Source organism: Myroides sp. NP-2 (genome assembly GCF_014145665.1).
GTDB lineage: Bacteria > Bacteroidota > Bacteroidia > Flavobacteriales > Flavobacteriaceae > Flavobacterium.
The window spans coordinates 46,735-63,587 of record NZ_JACHTD010000003.1 but is presented as its reverse complement, the minus strand read 5'-3'; the positions used below and the strand labels follow the sequence as shown (position 1 = coordinate 63,587).

14 protein-coding genes are annotated in these 16,853 nt (G+C 40.0%); 2 read left to right on the top strand and 12 right to left on the bottom strand.

Annotated features, from left to right (window positions below; translation table 11 throughout):
* Positions 1 to 38 precede the first annotated feature (38 nt).
* The 8 genes from H4K35_RS04105 to H4K35_RS04070 all read right to left on the bottom strand — a co-directional run bounded on the left by H4K35_RS04105 (position 39) and on the right by H4K35_RS04070 (position 11,844).
* A complete protein-coding gene (locus H4K35_RS04105; protein WP_182626121.1) occupies positions 39 to 263 on the bottom strand; it encodes a hypothetical protein in 225 nt (74 codons plus the stop codon).
* A gap of 159 nt (positions 264 to 422) precedes the next feature.
* Complete coding sequence (gene purL, locus H4K35_RS04100) at positions 423 to 4,091, bottom strand: phosphoribosylformylglycinamidine synthase (protein ID WP_182626120.1); 3,669 nt, start codon at positions 4,089 to 4,091, stop codon at positions 423 to 425.
* A gap of 67 nt (positions 4,092 to 4,158) precedes the next feature.
* Positions 4,159 to 5,580: a right-handed parallel beta-helix repeat-containing protein gene (locus tag H4K35_RS04095; RefSeq protein ID WP_255492359.1), complete on the bottom strand. Its 1,422-nt coding sequence runs from the start codon at positions 5,578 to 5,580 to the stop codon at positions 4,159 to 4,161.
* 116 nt (positions 5,581 to 5,696) lie between these two features.
* Positions 5,697 to 6,461: a glycosyltransferase family 2 protein gene (locus H4K35_RS04090; RefSeq protein WP_182626118.1), complete on the bottom strand. Its 765-nt coding sequence runs from the start codon at positions 6,459 to 6,461 to the stop codon at positions 5,697 to 5,699.
* A 40-nt stretch (positions 6,462 to 6,501) separates the two neighbouring features.
* Positions 6,502 to 7,251: a glycosyltransferase family 2 protein gene (locus H4K35_RS04085; RefSeq protein WP_182626117.1), complete on the bottom strand. Its 750-nt coding sequence runs from the start codon at positions 7,249 to 7,251 to the stop codon at positions 6,502 to 6,504.
* Between the two features lie 74 nt (positions 7,252 to 7,325).
* Entirely contained in the window at positions 7,326 to 9,191 is a 1,866-nt protein-coding gene (locus tag H4K35_RS04080; protein ID WP_182626116.1) for an LTA synthase family protein, read from the bottom strand.
* A 79-nt stretch (positions 9,192 to 9,270) separates the two neighbouring features.
* Entirely contained in the window at positions 9,271 to 10,086 is an 816-nt protein-coding gene (locus tag H4K35_RS04075) for a 2,3,4,5-tetrahydropyridine-2,6-dicarboxylate N-succinyltransferase (protein ID WP_182626115.1), read from the bottom strand.
* Between the two features lie 423 nt (positions 10,087 to 10,509).
* Positions 10,510 to 11,844, bottom strand: coding sequence for an amidohydrolase family protein (locus tag H4K35_RS04070; protein ID WP_182626114.1), 1,335 nt, complete (start codon positions 11,842 to 11,844; stop codon positions 10,510 to 10,512).
* Positions 11,845 to 12,005: 161 nt separating this feature from the next.
* Between H4K35_RS04070 and H4K35_RS04065 the strand changes: the two genes are divergently transcribed.
* On the top strand, positions 12,006 to 12,719 hold the full coding sequence (locus H4K35_RS04065; RefSeq protein ID WP_182626113.1) for an SDR family oxidoreductase: 714 nt from the start codon (positions 12,006 to 12,008) through the stop codon (positions 12,717 to 12,719).
* A gap of 55 nt (positions 12,720 to 12,774) precedes the next feature.
* Complete coding sequence (locus H4K35_RS04060; RefSeq protein WP_182626295.1) at positions 12,775 to 14,163, top strand: aminopeptidase P family protein; 1,389 nt, start codon at positions 12,775 to 12,777, stop codon at positions 14,161 to 14,163.
* Between the two features lie 19 nt (positions 14,164 to 14,182).
* Here H4K35_RS04060 and H4K35_RS04055 read toward each other — a convergent pair whose 3' ends face one another.
* From H4K35_RS04055 to H4K35_RS04040, 4 genes are all read right to left on the bottom strand, one after another.
* Positions 14,183 to 14,521, bottom strand: coding sequence for a hypothetical protein (locus H4K35_RS04055; protein WP_255492358.1), 339 nt, complete (start codon positions 14,519 to 14,521; stop codon positions 14,183 to 14,185).
* 44 nt (positions 14,522 to 14,565) lie between these two features.
* Entirely contained in the window at positions 14,566 to 15,675 is a 1,110-nt protein-coding gene (locus H4K35_RS04050) for an FUSC family protein (RefSeq protein WP_182626112.1), read from the bottom strand.
* A 231-nt stretch (positions 15,676 to 15,906) separates the two neighbouring features.
* The gene (locus H4K35_RS04045) at positions 15,907 to 16,440 is read right to left on the bottom strand and encodes an NADPH-dependent FMN reductase (RefSeq protein WP_182626111.1); all 534 of its coding nucleotides are present in this window, start codon (positions 16,438 to 16,440) and stop codon (positions 15,907 to 15,909) included.
* Positions 16,441 to 16,584: 144 nt separating this feature from the next.
* Complete coding sequence (locus H4K35_RS04040) at positions 16,585 to 16,842, bottom strand: hypothetical protein (protein WP_158963096.1); 258 nt, start codon at positions 16,840 to 16,842, stop codon at positions 16,585 to 16,587.
* Positions 16,843 to 16,853: the final 11 nt, after the last annotated feature.

Genomic DNA, 16,853 nt, shown 5'->3' with positions numbered 1-16,853 from the left:
CCAACACATGGCTTTACGCAGGGTGTTGGTTTTTTTAGTTACTCTTCTTTATCATCAGAAAAGTATTGGTTGTATATTTTGATACTGTCAATCGGATCGGGCATTCCCATAGGGGCATTGTCTCGCTCATACTTTTCAATTAGAATATGCAACACCTCTAATTCATCAATAGTATCTTTGTTTTGTGGTGTGCTTTCTAATAATTGTACCTTTATCATAGCCATGTGATAATCTTCCGCCGTACGAATAGGTCTTACTTTCATAATGATTTCTTTTTACATGTTTTTCAATTGATAAGCGCACGCATTTGAGTGCCTTCCTATAAAGCTACATATTTTTTTCGACAACGCAGGTAGTTTACTGCTAATTACTTGTTAATGACCATAAAAAAAGCCCTCGAATTAGAGGGCTTTTTACTTATTTTATTTTTCGTTCGTTGCTTCGATCCATTGACGCGCATTAACAAATGCCTCCATCCAAGGTGAAACTTCATCCTGACGACCTTCAGGGTAATTTGCCCAATGCCATTGGAATAAGGAACGCTCAATATGTGGCATCATTACCAAGTGACGTCCTGTTGAATCACATAACATCGCTGTGTTGTAATCCGATCCATTTGGATTAGCAGGATAGCTATCGTAGGCGTATTTCGCTACAATGTTGTAGTTGCTTTCTGCCTCTGGCAAGTTGAACTTACCTTCACCATGTGAAATCCAAACACCTAAGGTACTACCCGCTAAAGTAGATAGCATGATGGAGTTGTTTTCTTGAATCTTTACAGAAGTAAAGTTACTCTCGTGCTTCTGAGAATCGTTGTGTAACATTTTTCCGTGTACAGCGTGCTCTGGATTGATTAACTCTAATTCCATAAACAACTGACATCCGTTGCAAATCCCCACAGAAAGTGTATCCTTACGCGCAAAGAAATTTTTCAAAGCAGTGTTAGCTTTTTCGTTGTACATAAATGCACCAGCCCATCCTTTTGCAGATCCCAATACGTCTGAGTTAGAGAATCCACCTACTGCTCCAATAAATTGGATGTCTTCTAGTGTTTCTCTTCCTGAGATTAAATCCGTCATGTGAACGTCTTTTACATCAAATCCTGCTAAGTACATTGCATTGGCAACCTCACGCTCGGAGTTACTTCCTTTCTCGCGGATAATCGCTGCTTTTGGACGAGGTTTAGACGCGTCAATCGCCGGCTTCTTACCGTTAAATTGAGAAGGAAATGCAAATTGTAAGGGTTGTTTTTTATAGTTGTTAAAGCGATCTGTCGCTTTGTCGTTTTTCGTTTGTTTTTGATCCAATAAATACGAGGTTTTGAACCACGTATCGCGAATTGCCGGAACACTATAGCTAAAGCTGTCGTTGCCATTTTTAAAGCTAACAGTTTCTTCCGTGTGAACCGTCCCGATTTTAGTCGCCTCAACACCCGCTGCTGCTAGTGCTTTTTCGAACTCGCTGTCGTTTTTCGCCTGAATGACTAAACCAATATTTTCGTTGAAAAGCGCTTTTACGGTGTCTTTTTCATGTAAAGCAGTCAAGTCGTATGCCGCTCCTAAATTCACATCAGCAAACGTCATTTCCAATAGGGTAGTGATTAAACCACCGCTTCCTATATCGTGTCCAGCTGCAATTTGTCCATTGTTTACTAAGGCCTGAACCGCATTAAATGCCTTTTTGAAATAAGCCGCATCTTGAATTGTAGGAACTTCTTGCCCAATTTTGTTTAAAATCTGTGCAAAAGAAGAACCTCCTAATTTGAATTCATCTTGAGATAAGCGGATGTAGTAAATCGATCCACCGTCTTTTTTCAAGGTTGGTTCAACGATTTTCGTAATATCTGTACAGTTTGATGCTGCAGATATAATAACCGTTCCAGGAGCAATTACCTCGTCATTCGGGTATTTTTGCTTCATTGAAAGGGAGTCTTTTCCTGTTGGAATATTAATTCCCAATTCGATAGCAAAATCCGAACACGCTTGTACGGCTTCGTATAAACGAGCATCTTCTCCAGGGTTATTACACGCCCACATCCAGTTAGCAGATAAAGAAATGTTTTTCATTCCCTCGTTTAGCGGCGCCCACACAATATTAGATAAGGCTTCTGCAATGGCATTTCTACTTCCCGCTGTTGGATCAACTAAAGCAACAACAGGAGAATGGCCTACTGTTGTAGCAATTCCTTCTTTTCCTTTGAAATCAAGCGCCATCGCCCCTAAATTGTTTAACGGCAACTGTAAAGGACCTGTACATTGTTGTTTAGCCACACGACCGCCCACACAACGGTCCACTTTATTGGTCAACCAATCTTTAGATGCAACAGCCTCTAATTGTAACAATTGGTTTAAATATTCATCTACTTTTTCAACGCTATAATCTAAATCCGCGTAAATGCGTTCGATGGTTTGATCAGCCATAATTGTTTTAGGCGAACTACCAAACATTTCTTCAATAGCAAAGTCCATTGGTTTGTCTCCTGTTTTTGCTGATTCAATCGTGAAGCGATGATCATTGGTGATTTCACCCACAGCATACATCGGTGCACGTTCTCTCTCCGCAATACGCGTTAAGGTATCCATATCCTTTTGAGCAATGACCAATCCCATACGCTCTTGTGATTCGTTTCCAATCGTTTCTTTTGCAGAAAGTGTTGGATCACCTACAGGTAGTTTATCTAGGTTGATATGACCTCCTGTTTCTTCTACCAATTCAGATAAACAGTTTAGGTGTCCACCTGCTCCGTGATCGTGAATCGATACAATAGGGTTGTGGTCTGCTTCAACTAAACCGCGGATTGCATTCGCCGCGCGTTTTTGCATTTCAGGGTTTGAACGCTGAATAGCATTTAACTCAATACCCGAACCAAAAGCCCCCGTATTAGCAGAAGAAACCGCAGCTCCTCCCATACCAATGCGGTAGTTTTCTCCACCTAAAATCACGACTTGATCTCCTTGTTCTGGTTTGTGTTTTTTCGCCTGCTCTAACTTTCCATACCCTATTCCTCCCGCTTGCATGATGACTTTGTCAAAACCAAGTTTGCGCGCGTCTTCTTCGTGTTCGAAAGTAAGGATTGATCCCGTAATTAACGGTTGACCAAATTTATTTCCAAAATCAGAGGCTCCATTCGAAGCTTTGATTAAAATATCAATTGGGGTTTGGTATAACCACGCTCTTTCATCCATGGCTTTTTCCCACGGGCGATTCTCTTCTAAACGCGAGTAAGAAGTCATATAGATCGCAGTTCCTGCCAATGGTAATGATCCTTGTCCCCCCGCTAAACGATCGCGTATCTCTCCTCCTGATCCCGTTGCCGCTCCATTAAAGGGCTCTACCGTGGTAGGGAAGTTATGCGTTTCCGCTTTTAATGAAATTACAGAATCGAATTCTTTCTCCACATAAAAATCTGGCTTATCTGCCGATTTAGGTGCGAACTGGGTAACACGTGGCCCCTTTACAAATGCAACGTTATCTTTATAGGCCGAAACGATCGCATTCGGATTCGTCTCCGACGTCTTTTTGATTAATTTGAATAGAGAAGTCGGTTTCTCCTCTCCATCTATGACAAAGGTTCCGTTAAATATCTTGTGACGACAGTGTTCTGAGTTTACTTGTGAAAAACCAAATACCTCTGAATCTGTTAGTTTACGTCCTATTTTTTGAGCTAAGTCTTCTAAATATGCAATCTCTTCCTCATTTAGCGCTAAACCTTCTTCTTGATTGTATTTCGCAATATCTTCGATGTACAGAATAGGCTCAGGCTGAATGTTAATCGCGAAAATATCTTGATTTAACACCTCGTATACTTGAGACAACATCGGATCAAATTCCTGTTGGTTTGCTTCGAAAAATTCTTCAATGCGAACAATTCCATTGATGCCCATGTTTTGGGTAATTTCAACCGCATTGGTGCTCCAAGGAGTAATCATCGTTGCACGTGGACCAATAAATTTGTTGTGGATTACTTTTTGGTCTAGATGCGTAGCATTGCCAAAAAGCCAATTTAGTTTTTGAATATCTTCAATAGATAAAACGTTCTCCACCTGAACAGCGTAGAACTTTTTCGAAGGGTTTTCGAAGAAATAAATCATTGCGATAAGATTATTTTAGTTGTTGTTGTAAGATGCAAAAATATACTAAAAAAAGACAATTAAAAAATTATTCTTTCGTAGTTTCAATATGCTGGTAAGCCCCCAAATCTGGTGCGTTTCGTCGATCTTTACCGTCTAAATCAAGCGGAACACTTGCTGCAATAGTGCGATTGCCCTTAGCGAGTAAGTGTGTCATCAGACTAGAGTAGTAGAAGAGGTTCTTTTTGGGATCTTGGAAATCCACTGCCGCAAGGGTAGGAGTGTCCAAGAAAATATTGTTGAGGTACATCTGTTCGTTGTCGTAGTTGTATACTGCAGCAGTTGCTTTGCGCTTACTGGTATCTTTTAGCGCATTGGAGTCAAATTGTACTTGGCTTGGTGCTTCATCCCCTATAAAGGCAAAACTCTGTGCGATAGCTGTGTGTAGCAGGCTGTTTTGAATTAGTAGGCGTTCGAAAGGAGCATCCTTGCTATTTTCGATACGCAAGGCCAGTTGGTCTGGACGAAATCCACTGTTGCTAAACGTACAATGCTGAAAAAGGTAATTGCCACCATTGCGCAATACCACTGTTGCATTTTGCGTTGTAGCTGCCACGATATTTTGCCCCACTAGCGTTGAGTTTATCGCTTCTAAAGCGGTATATGCATGATTGTACAATTGAGCGTTTGTCAGGGTAAAATCCTCAGCCTGATCCAGGTATAGACCAATCTTTGCCTGTTCGATTCGCACGTGATCTAAGGTACTAGCCCCAGGTTGTTCCAAGCGAATGCCCGACCATTGTCCCGCGGTGTACGCATAAGAAGCTTCCAGGCGATCATGGCGAAATATAATGGGTTCTTCCTTTGTGCCTTTTGCTTGAATTGCACTGCCTTTTAAGCCAATAATACCCGAATTCTCGTGGAAGTATAATTCAGTTCCCGCAGCGATATAGAGGGTTTGATTCTCAGGTATAATCGCATACCCATAAACCACATAAGGCTTGGCATTGTCCATGTGGAGCGTATTCTTTGCGTGAACGTTAGTATCTCCTATATAAAATCCCTCAACTGTTGTTTCATCGGCAATTTTTATATCGTGAAGCACTTGTTGATCCGCCTTTCCTGGATGTAAAAAATATGCATCTTTGATCAACGTTACCAGTTCAATGCTCTGAGGTTGTGCATTGCCCATTAGGCGTAACTGATCGGTGTAAATGAACTCCTTGGCTTGTGGATCGGCTTTGCCTAAGGTGTGAATAAAAACATATAAGCTGTCTTTGGCTAAAAGTTCTACATTGGAAAATTGTTTGCCCGACACCCCTTCTACTAATAAATTGAAGTAGGATTGATCACCTTTGCCCAACCTGAGTTGTGGAATTTTGATGTTCTTATTACTCGTATTGTAGATTTTTACCAAATAGGAACTCGACTGTGTTTCTGAAAAAACGGGATCCAAATAAACCGTATCCGAAGAAAAACGCAAAGCTTGAGTAGCGGGTTCAAAATCCATATCCGTTCGGCAACTTGCGAAGCTGAACAGCACAAATAATAGAAATAAAAACCTAAAAGTATGCATAAGAAGCGTTTAGTAGTAAAGGTATAAAAAATAACGAGAATCGCCTGCAGTTAGCTTTCAATATTATTGCGCAACATCCACAACTTCACGTAGCGTAAAAAGGTGGCATAAGCGTTAAGGGAAGAGAGAATTAATCCCGCAATTCCATCTCTAAATCCTTGTTTTATAATATAGTGCTTGAAAAAACGCATCCCCGGTTTCAAAATGAAGTGATAACCCGTTAATTTCCCAGTCTTCTTGTCGTAATCCTCCGCTTGTAAACTGGCATATCGACTCAGTTTAGCCAAGTGAAAATCAAAGCCACGATAGGTATTGTGGTAGAGTTTCTCTTTCAAAAAACCCACATGCCCTTCAATGTGTAAACACTCGTGTACGCGATTCGTATAATGAGAACTCGCTTTCTTGAACAAGCGAATAACCTTGTCCTTTTGGTAACCTGAATACTTTATTTCGCGATTAAAAAAGAAATTCTTGCGATATACCCAATAGGCATCGTATTGATCTATAGTGTCTTGTTCTACTAAAGCGGTGATTTCCTTTTCTAATTCAGGTGTGATCTTTTCATCTGCATCCAGTAAGAGTATCCATTCGTTAGGAACTTGAGCGATTGCCCAATTCTTTTGATCTGAATAGTTGTCAAATTGTCGAGAAAGAATATGAGCTCCAAGCTCACGGGCTAGGTCTACCGTTTTATCTGTGCTATAAGAATCGACAATATAGATATCGTCTACTATGTTTTTAGCAGATAAAATGCAGTCCCTTATGTTAGACTCCTCATTCTTGGTGGGAATTAAAAGAGTTATCTTTTTTTTCATAAATATGATTCAAGCAATTTAATGTGTTTTTTTATCCAAACTATTGATTCGATTTATGCAATCGGATAAGTTTTACATACTTCATAAACGAGAAGAAAGACTGTATTATTGCAAAAGCCAAGCCATCAATCCCGTTGAGGAACCCTTTTTTGAAAAAATAACATCTAATAAAGGCAACCGTACCATTTAATACAGGTTTGAACGCAGAAACTTTTTTTCCTTTTTCAAACATTTGTTGGGATGCCCATGTAGAATATTGATTTTTTTTGTCAATCACTTGTTTGTAATTCTGCCAACCATAGTGCAAAATGTGAACATTCACACTTTTCTCCTGGGTGGTTACAATGTATTGGTGGGTGATATCAGCTGATGGATGAGCTGTTTTTTTGTTAAAAAAACGAACCTTGGAATCAGGGTACCAACCCGAAAAATTGATTAATTTATCGCCTAAGAAATTTTTAACCCGAAATTTGAAGCCATCATAAGGACTGTTTTCATAAGATTTGGACCGTATAAAGGCTAATGCATCATCATCTAAAAATTCATCCGCATCCAAATTCATAATCCAATCGTTTTTACAGTATTGCAAGCCATGAGAACGTTGAGGTCCATCTCCTAAAAACGCCTGTAGGTAAACTTGTGCGCCCTTGCTCTTGGCGATCTCAACTGTCTTGTCTTTGCTGTTGGAATCAATAATGATCACTTCATCACAATATTGAAATAAAGCATCAATGCATTTCCCTATATTTTTTTCTTCATTAAATGTTATTACTAATCCACTTATAGCCATTGTGTATGTTGTTTTTGTAACGTATCAGATTATACCATTGTTATTTTGTCGTAAAGATGCTAAAAAACAATCAATTATTCTTTAATTATTAACTGATTGTTTTTTACACGAACGTTAAATGTTTGGATGTAAGCTTTAAGAAAACGCTCCATTTCTTGCACTTTTGCCTTTTCCTTCTGTAAAAGATTGTCTTTTAACTCCGGGTCTACTTTCCAATTATACAGTCCTAAACTGCGCGTGCCGTCAAAGGCCAAGTAATAGTCTCCCTCTTCGTAGTTGTAGAGGTTGTTCAAGTAACTAACCGCAAAATCTTGTTCGGATCGGTATGACTTACCAAAGGACACAATTTGTGTATTGAGTTGCAAATAATCCATCAAACTAGGTAATAAGTCAATTTGTTGAAAGTTGCGCTCAACTTTGGCAACAGGAAGCGAAGGATCATCAGGAGCAAAAAACAAGATGGGAATTCTAAATTTCCCTACATTGTTTTTCCATTTTTCTTGTTGTCCATCAGAAGAGGTGTGGTCAGCAACGACAATAAAAAGCGTGTTGTTGTACCACGATTTTGTTTGTGCTGTTTTAAAAAATTGACGCAGGGCATAATCTGCATAGGCAATGGATTCGTGTATTGCTCCTGTTCCCTTTGGAAATTTCCCCTTGTACTTTTCTGGAATCGTATAGGGATTATGTGAAGAAATAGTGAATAAAGTCGAAAAGAAAGGCGTGTCGAACTGATCTAATTTGTTGGCGAAGAACTGCAAAAACTCTTCGTCGAAAATACCCCAAGTTCCATCAAAAGCTTCTGGACCTTCGTATTCATTTTTGCCGTAATACTCTTTGAATCCAGCAACATTAGCGTATTGGTCAAAATTCTGACTTCCGTTAAATGCACCGTGAAAAAAAGCAGTGTGATACCCTTGATCGTTGAGTATTTTTGGTAGCGGATACACGTCGTTTAACGCATAACTCGAGGTAATAAACGTGCGATCCATTAGGCTGGGAATACTCGAAATAGTAGAGGGAACAGCATCAATAGAAACCTTGCCATTGGCAAAACCATGCTCAAAAAAGTAGCTGTTTGCCGCTAGTGAATCCATGAAAGGCGTTAATCCAATATGCATATTCTCACGGCCAAAACTCTCAACAATCAACAAAACAACATTTTTTTTGTTGACCGAGTCGTAGTGAAAGGTCTGAACGGGGTTAAAAATGCTCAACAATTCTTCTTCACTATAGAAATTATAATCGGGTAGGGATTCTTTTTTTCCCATTGTTTTCAATACTGTAAAGGGAGTATTTAAAACCAAGGCGGTGTTTTTTAAGCCGCCATATCCTGCTGCGTCAACCAATCGGATGGGTTTGGGTTGGAACCCGCCACGTCCAAAAATTAGCAATATACCCGTCACAACAAGGGCGAGAATGGCTTGTGGAAAATTAAAACGAGCGTCGTATATTTTGTAGTTTATCTTGCGGTAAATAAACCAAAAGAAAAGGAAGGATCCCAGCATGAACAATGGAATCCACCAGTAATCTACAATAAAATTTCTCAATAACCTCGGCAATTCATTTTCCATCCCTGAAGCTGTAATGAAGGAGTAAGAACTGCGTCGGCCAATAAATCTAAAGTATTCGAAATCAACGAAATTTAAACAAAGGATAAGAATGTTGACCAAGTAAAAGCTGTAAAACACAAACGTTTGATAGCCTTTTTTCGTCTGAAATTTCCCTGGCCATAGATGCAGTAGAGCAAAGGCAAGGTTTATAAAGCCAAGTGCTGCCAAATCAAAGCGAATACCCCCTGTGATTACTTTTAAGTCAATGGGATCTAAGAGATGTTTATTGTACCAATAAAAACCAAAGCGCACGAGTTGGTAAAAGGCGAAAATAAGTAAGAATCTCAAAGTGAATACTTTGATGTTTTTGGAAAATAGCGTAGTCATAAAATTAACTTGTCATTTAAACGTAAATTACCACAGTAGATGCATACTGTGGTAATTGTATTAAGGGGTTGTGGTTGTGTTAAACCGCAACGTTGTATTCTCTCAATGCATCGTTTAACGATGTTTTTAAATCAGTCGATGGTTTGCGTTGTCCAATGATCAAAGCACAAGGCACTTGATATTCTCCAGCGGGAAATTTTTTGGTATAAGACCCCGGAATGACTACCGCTCGTTCAGGTACGTATCCTTTCATTTCCACAGGCTGATCTCCGGTTACATCAATGATTTTTGTCGATGCCGTTAACACGACATTCGCTCCTAAAACCGCTTCTTTACCCACGCGAACGCCTTCAACAACGATACAACGTGAACCAATAAACGCATGATCCTCAATGATGACAGGAGCTGCTTGTAGGGGTTCTAATACCCCACCAATGCCTACCCCACCAGACAGGTGTACGTGCTTGCCAATTTGCGCACATGAACCCACAGTAGCCCATGTATCAACCATAGTTCCTTCATCTACATATGCTCCAATATTGACGTAAGAAGGCATTAAAATGACACCAGAAGAAATATAGGCCCCATGTCTTGCCACGGCATGAGGAACAACGCGAATACCCTTTGCCGCATAATTGCGCTTTAAAGGCATCTTGTCGTGGTACTCGAAAATACCCACCTCAAAGGTTTCCATCTTTTGAATGGGGAAGTATAAAACAACCGCCTTTTTTATCCATTCATTCACTTGCCATCCTGTATCAACGGGCTCTGCCACGCGCAATTTGCCCTGGTCAATCGCTTCAATGACCTCGCGAATAGCGTCTTGTGTATCTTGATCCTGAAGCAAACTACGATCTGCCCAGGCCTGTTCAATAATGTGTTGGAGATGATTCATCTTTGTTTTTTTGAAAGTTACTTTTTGTTTCAATGGCCTTTAATTCAGCCCTTTCACCCGCTTAGCCGAACTGAATCTTTACAGGTTGTTGCGATAGTTTGCGCGAAGTTGGTATTCCATCCTTCTTGTTGAACAAGACGGAATCTTTGCGCATCAACGTCAACGACAAATACAGAATAGAACAGCTGTACTGGATTCGCATCCAGAGCACTATCTCTATTGCTTAAACCTAATTATCCGATGTTTTACATGAATTAATCTAGTAAATCGCACGATTTGATTTTTAAATTTAAGTGGAAGCAAATATAAGTATAAATGTTTAAAAATTGTGAAGTGAACCTGGTGAAAAACTAGGGTGTGTCCAATAGAAAAAAGGCTTTTATCACCTGGATAAAAGCCTTTTTATATAAGGGAGAAGAACAATTACTTCTGGGTTATCTGATCTTTTACTACTTTGCCATCTTTAATGATTAACAGTAAATTGTTTTTTGGATCGCCAATCACCTCTATGTTTTCCAAAGGACTCTTGTCAAACAAAAGAATGTCGGCATAAGCACCTGCAGCGAGTGTACCCAAATCAGCAGGATAAGGATTTCTAGGTCCGCTCATTTTCAACAATTGTGCATTGTCATAGGTAATCATCTTCAGTATTTCAAAGTTGCTAAACCACTGTTTGAGGTTGACAACTAATTCATTTTGTCTAAGTGGATTTTTTGGTGGAGCGACTAAATCTGTTCCAAAAGCCAATTTTACTTTGTGGCGTTTCGCCCATGTATACACGTTTTCTGTGCCTGTTCCCACTAGTTTTTTATTGGCTGCTTGCTCGGGATTGCTATAAGCACTTGCGTCTAAATCAAAGGGTTGCATGCTCAGCCAAATGTCTTTTTGCGCAAGTAACTTAACCGTTTCTTCATCGAGTAAATGCCCGTGATCAATACATTTTACCCCAGCATCGATTGCTTGTCTTACTGCGCGTGGGGTATAAGCGTGTACAGTGACATAAGTGCCCCAGTTCTCTGCCGCGTCTACGGCCGCTTTAATTTCTTTGGTTGTGTATTGGGTTGCGTCTAAGGGATCGTAGATCGTTGCAACACCTCCACCGGCCATCACCTTCAACTGAGAAGCTCCTTTTCGAAGTTGCTCTCTCGCCGCTACCGTTACTTCTTGTTCTCCATCAGCAATAATACTTCCGCCAAGCACTTGAAATCTCGGAGGTGTATGGTCAATCATACGGGGCTCGGTCCAAGGAAAACTCGCGTCTCCATGTCCCCCCGTTTGTGAAATCATCGCCTCACTAGGGTAAATACGCGGCCCTTTATTAATGCCGTAGTCGTTGGCTTGTTTGATTCCCATCACATGGCCACCTAAATCTCGTACTGTAGTGAACCCGCGTTGTAGGGTGTTCTCTGATTCCTTCGCCGCATTGATGAACAAAAAACTCTCATCACCCAACATTATCGCTTGATTGGAATTGGCCGCTAAAAAAGAATGCCAATGCGCATCAATCATCCCCGGCATTACAAACTTACCTTGACCGTCAATTACTTGCGCTTGATCAAGATCTGCCGCTGCTACCTCACCTGTTAAAATTTTTGAAATCTTATTCTTTTCTATGACGATAGAACCGCGCGTTGTTTTACTGTCCTTCCCATTAAAAATCTCTACGTTTTTAAGTACTATTTTAGACTGGGCAATAGTTGTTGTAGTCAAACAAAAAATACCAAAAAGAAGACTAATTTTTAAAAAATTATGTATCATATTTATTTTTTAGCGTAAATATACAGTAATTAAATTGTGTTTTTTGTATTTTATGGTAAGAAATATATTTTTTTGGGTGTTTGTTGAGATTATTTTAAATTTTGTATAATAATGTGTAGCATAGATTATTCTACCTTAGCTTTGTGTATAAATGTTGAACAATGAGTAAGAAATATTTACTATACGGGATCAGTAAAGGGTTAGGCAGAGCCATCGCCCAAGGGATTCCTCAGGAAACCGATGTTGTTTATGGTGTTTCTCGATCCAAACCAGTTGACCTAGCACCCAATACAACTTGGATACAAGCGGATTTATCCCAACCCACAGAAGCGGTAGCAGCAGTTCGTAAAGTGATTGCAGATCAACCATTGGATTATTTGATTTACAATGTTGGTATTTGGGAGCAAGAGGCTTTTGAGGATACGTATGACTTTGAACAATCTTCTGAAACGGAGATTATTCAAATTATTCAGACGAATGTAACCGCTTGTCTATTGTCTTTACAAGCTTTTATTCCCCATTTGAAACAAAGCCCTAATGCCAAGATTATTCTTATAGGGTCTACTTGGGGATTGGAAAACCACAAGGGGAGAGAAGTGGCTTTTTCGGCTTCTAAATTTGCTTTGCGCGGCATGGTACACGCTTTACGAGAAAGCTTACGCGAGCACAGCATCGGAATAAGTGTTTTAAATTTAGGCTATCTAGCAACGGAATACGATCACCATGTTGCGGTAGAGGATGTAATAGCTCAAACGGATGGTGCGCTTATTCCCCTAGAGGATGTGTTAGCAGCCATTCGCTTTGTCCTGCAAACGAGTAGGGCCACTTGTGTAAAAGAAATCAATATGCCCGCAATGAAAGATTTTAACGTCTGAGTGGGGTGGGTGTAGCAAATAAAAATGAATTGTATAAAATCTAATAAGAAAGATGATGTTTAGCAGTCAAACCTATATACATAGAAGAGAAGTACTGATGAAGACAATGGGGCGTCAAGGACTTCTGTTGTTTTTAAGCAACGGGGAATATCCCATTAATTTTGAGGACAATACGTATCCTTTTCGCCAAGACAGTACATTCTTGTACTATTTTGGAATACAACAGCCTCATATCGCTGCTATTGTTGATTTAGATGAAAATCGCACGGTAATTTTCGGCGATGAAATGACTATGGATGCTTTAGTATGGATGGGTAGACAAGAAACGTTACAGGCTAAATGTGAGCGAGCAGGGGTTACTGAAATGCGTTCGTATGCTGAATTAGCTCATTATGTGGCAACAGCCATGACGACCCAACGCAACATACATTATTTGCCACCTTATCAACCGGCGAATAAGATTTTGTTAGGGGAATTACTTCAACTATCAATTGCTGATTTCCAGCCTTCTATACCTTTTATTCAAGCTGTGGTTGCCCAAAGGGAGATTAAGGAAGATCAAGAGATCAGCGAAATAGAGAAAGCACTGACGATTACCAATGCCATGCATTTAACGGCCATGCGCCTTGCAAAACCAGGTGTAAAAGAGTACGAAATAGCTGCTGCCATTCAACAGGTTGCCGCCCAGGAAAATTGCAGATTAGCTTATCCGTCCATTGTTACTGTGAATGGAGGAATCCTCCACAACCACTACTTGGGCAATACGCTGCAATCGGGACAATTGTTGTTGAATGATTCTGGATGTGAAACTCCAAGTGGATATGCTTCTGATTTAACGCGTACCTTTCCCGTTGATGCCAAATTTACCCCAGAACAACGCGAGCTCTATCAAGTGGTTCTCGCCGCTTTTGAAGGCGCAAAAAGCAAGCTGAAAGCAGGCGTTGCGTTTAAAGATGTACATCTACACGCTGCTTTGATTTTATCTCAAGGACTAATTGATTTTGGACTGATGAAGGGTAGAGCAGAAGACGCAGTACAAGCGCATGCTCATACCTTGTTTTTTCAATGTGGCCTGGGGCACCTCATGGGATTAGACGTACACGATATGGAGGATTTAGGTGAGCAATACGTAGGCTATACCCCTCAACAACCTAAAGAAACACAGCTATTTGGGTTAAAATCACTGCGTTTGGGTAAGGCGTTGAAAACTGGACATGTACTAACCATTGAACCAGGGATTTACTTCATCCCTGAATTGATCGAACGCTGGCAAGCCGAAAAAAAACACAGCGATTTTATACAGTACGACAAATTAAACGCCTACAAATCTTTTGGCGGTATTCGAATTGAAGATAATTTCCGCATCGAAGACCATGGATTCCAACATCTAGGACCTGAACTGATTCGAACCGTTGAAGAAATTGAAAATGTAAAATTGCAGTAGTCCTACCCGCCTGTTTCTCCTATCTCTTTCTCAAAAAGTTATAGCACTTTCGTTTCTCGAGATAGGAGAAGTCGGCTTCGTGCTCATATGCTTCTCGTTCAAAGGAAATGGCTCGATACGCTTTGCGCGAATTTCTACAGTAGAGAAAACGCAGGATGAATTCGATTGCATACCAGAGATAGAAAGGGATAATGAGCAGTTCGATTTGTTGTTTGAGGTGGATGCGTTCGTGGTTGACTAGTACAGGATCTTCGGCATAAGCGGCTTTTTTGTAGATCACAAAGGGGTACAGCGTTAAGGCAGCTATGTTTTTTGGTAGCCACTTACAGACAATCATTCGTTTTTGGTGCTTGTTCATACGCCTAGAGATTTCAACTAAGTCAGACGAAATATACGAGTAAATTAGTTTTTTTTTCGTCTTCTTTTCAACACAATTCGCGTGCTTCTAATTCGGTCAACCGTATGCTCTCTTATGTATTCATGGTGTAAGAGCCAACCGCCAATTCCCCCGAGTAAGCTACCGATAATGATGTCGATTAATCGGCTTTGAATTAAGGTGTTAGGGGAGTGTATTAACGAGCTTCCCGCTTCGGCTAACAACACGGTTAGAGCCGTTATGAAAACCACAGCAAGGGTGTAATTGCGCGAAATAAAAATCTCAATAATAAATTGCAAGAGCATAATACAGATACACAAGTAGAGGGGTTGTTGTGAAATGGAGATCAAGACCCAACACAAACCAATGCCAATAAATGTTCCTGCAATGCGGTGTAAGGCGCGTTGCCAAACGTGATATACAGAAATTCCCTGCATAATGGCCAAACACGAAATCGGAATCCAATATGGATTGTTGAAATGCAGTAAATTGCCTAGTAACAAAGAGATAAACATAAATAGTCCAACAATCAACGCGCGAATTAGGTAGTCTACTTGCGTTTTGATAGGAACGGGTTGTATAATGCGCACCGGAGTTTGGGGAAGGTATCGACGTCCGACGATAAAGCTATAGATCAATGCCAACGTACAGGCAAACATGGTACCCAGTACAAAATATCCAATACGCGTGGCAATGGTAGTAAAGTCAAAAGGTGTATTGCTCGCCATAGAAGCAATCATAATAAAGAAGAAACTACCCGGAGGAGGCATGGAAAAGTAAAGCGAAATCCAATGCACAGCCGTGGCAAATAAGCCAAATACAACCGCAGAAACGAGGTAGTTAAAGCTAAAAATAACCCCAACAACATAGGAAAACATAAATCCAAAAGAACACACCAGCATAATAAACATTCGCTGGGGAGTAGGTAAGTTAGAAGGCACATAGAGGATGACTAATCCTGCTAAACACGCCAATAAACCCGCCTGTAGATTGTCAAAATACCATCCCGTAAGCAGGGGAACTCCAATGGCAAACATCGCCATAAAGGGAACATGCCACAGGCGATCACTGTGTTTCATTCGAAATAAGTGCTGGCTTTCTTGTTTAAGGAATTGTACAATGAAGTTCGTTGTCATGGTTTACACTGCTTTTTCAGTTCACCATAAATGAACTGTTTACTGGTGAGCAGTAGTGTTTTGCACATAGGATTGCTTCTAACTGCTACTCGTTTTTAAGTTGTGCAAAGGTACGAATCAATTTGCAGTTTAAAAAAAGGAGAAAGAACTTAAATAGAGGACAAAAGAAGGAATGGCAATAAAAAAAGGCTATCCCCTAAAGGATAACCTCTTTTGTTGAAAAAGCAGTGTTTAGTGTTGTTGTAATGTTGATTTAAAATCGCCTAATCGCGCTTGAAATTCTATTTTTAGGTTGTCATCGACAATAGTTCCATCCTTAAAGTTGTCTTGAAAACTAGGAAGTGAAAAGTGAGACTTAATATTTCCACCAAAGAAGGGGAAAATATTTTTAGCTGATTCCATTACGAATTGTCCGCCTCTAGGCCCTGGAGAGGTAGAGAGTAAAAACATAGGTTTTTGTTGGAAAAGCGTTTTGTCAACACGTGATCCCCAGTCAAAAATATTTTTAAACGCAGTACTAAATGTTCCGTTGTGTTCTGCTAAGCCAATAATTAAAGCATCGCTATTTTTTAGGATTTGATTAAAGGCTAACGCCTGTGTTGGAACACCTTCTTGGTTTCGCTCAGGAGAATAAATCGGCATTTCATAGTCGTTTAAATCCAATAGCTGAATCTCGTGTTCACCAAAATCGGCAAGGGCGTGTTTTACCAGTTCTAAGTTGATGGATTGTCTGCTATTACTAGCAGCAAAAGCTGTTATTTTCATGGTAGAGTGATCTTTTATTTACCATACAAAGGTAGGTGGCATAGGTGGGAAGATCGCTTAATCTACAACAAGAAAGTCAATCGAGGGAGAAGAAAAAAAAGCTACGAAGTGAAACCTCGTAGCTTTTTATGTAAAATATAAAGATTATTTGTCGATAGACCCTAGTACTCTTTGCATGAAGCTATTTAATGCTTCTTTTTGTGTAGCACCTTCTTTCATTAATTTCTGAACTTCTAGTGCTCCGTACATATTGGAAATTAATTCACCAATAACGTCTAATTCTTCGTCTTTTAAAGAGGGAACTTCCGTTAGGTTTTCCAATACTTCTAAAGTTTCTATGATATAGTCTTGATCATTGTCCTCAATAAATTGAGTTAAATGCTTGATTACAGGTAATTTCATGCTATTTGTTT

Bases quoted from the DNA above. Each gene is read 5' to 3' on its own strand.
- H4K35_RS04090 (WP_182626118.1), bottom strand. From the start codon at position 6,461: ATGAAAAAAAAGATAACTCTTTTAATTCCCACCAAGAATGAGGAGTCT.
- purL (WP_182626120.1), bottom strand. From the start codon at position 4,091: ATGATTTATTTCTTCGAAAACCCTTCGAAAAAGTTCTACGCTGTTCAG.
- H4K35_RS04055 (WP_255492358.1), bottom strand. From the start codon at position 14,521: ATGAACAAGCACCAAAAACGAATGATTGTCTGTAAGTGGCTACCAAAA.
- H4K35_RS04065 (WP_182626113.1), top strand. From the start codon at position 12,006: ATGAGTAAGAAATATTTACTATACGGGATCAGTAAAGGGTTAGGCAGA.
- H4K35_RS04070 (WP_182626114.1), bottom strand. From the start codon at position 11,844: ATGATACATAATTTTTTAAAAATTAGTCTTCTTTTTGGTATTTTTTGT.
- H4K35_RS04050 (WP_182626112.1), bottom strand. From the start codon at position 15,675: ATGACAACGAACTTCATTGTACAATTCCTTAAACAAGAAAGCCAGCAC.
- H4K35_RS04075 (WP_182626115.1), bottom strand. From the start codon at position 10,086: ATGAATCATCTCCAACACATTATTGAACAGGCCTGGGCAGATCGTAGT.
- H4K35_RS04060 (WP_182626295.1), top strand. From the start codon at position 12,775: ATGTTTAGCAGTCAAACCTATATACATAGAAGAGAAGTACTGATGAAG.
- H4K35_RS04080 (WP_182626116.1), bottom strand. From the start codon at position 9,191: ATGACTACGCTATTTTCCAAAAACATCAAAGTATTCACTTTGAGATTC.
- H4K35_RS04105 (WP_182626121.1), bottom strand. From the start codon at position 263: ATGAAAGTAAGACCTATTCGTACGGCGGAAGATTATCACATGGCTATG.
- H4K35_RS04085 (WP_182626117.1), bottom strand. From the start codon at position 7,251: ATGGCTATAAGTGGATTAGTAATAACATTTAATGAAGAAAAAAATATA.
- H4K35_RS04045 (WP_182626111.1), bottom strand. From the start codon at position 16,440: ATGAAAATAACAGCTTTTGCTGCTAGTAATAGCAGACAATCCATCAAC.
- H4K35_RS04095 (WP_255492359.1), bottom strand. From the start codon at position 5,580: ATGGATTTTGAACCCGCTACTCAAGCTTTGCGTTTTTCTTCGGATACG.
- H4K35_RS04040 (WP_158963096.1), bottom strand. From the start codon at position 16,842: ATGAAATTACCTGTAATCAAGCATTTAACTCAATTTATTGAGGACAAT.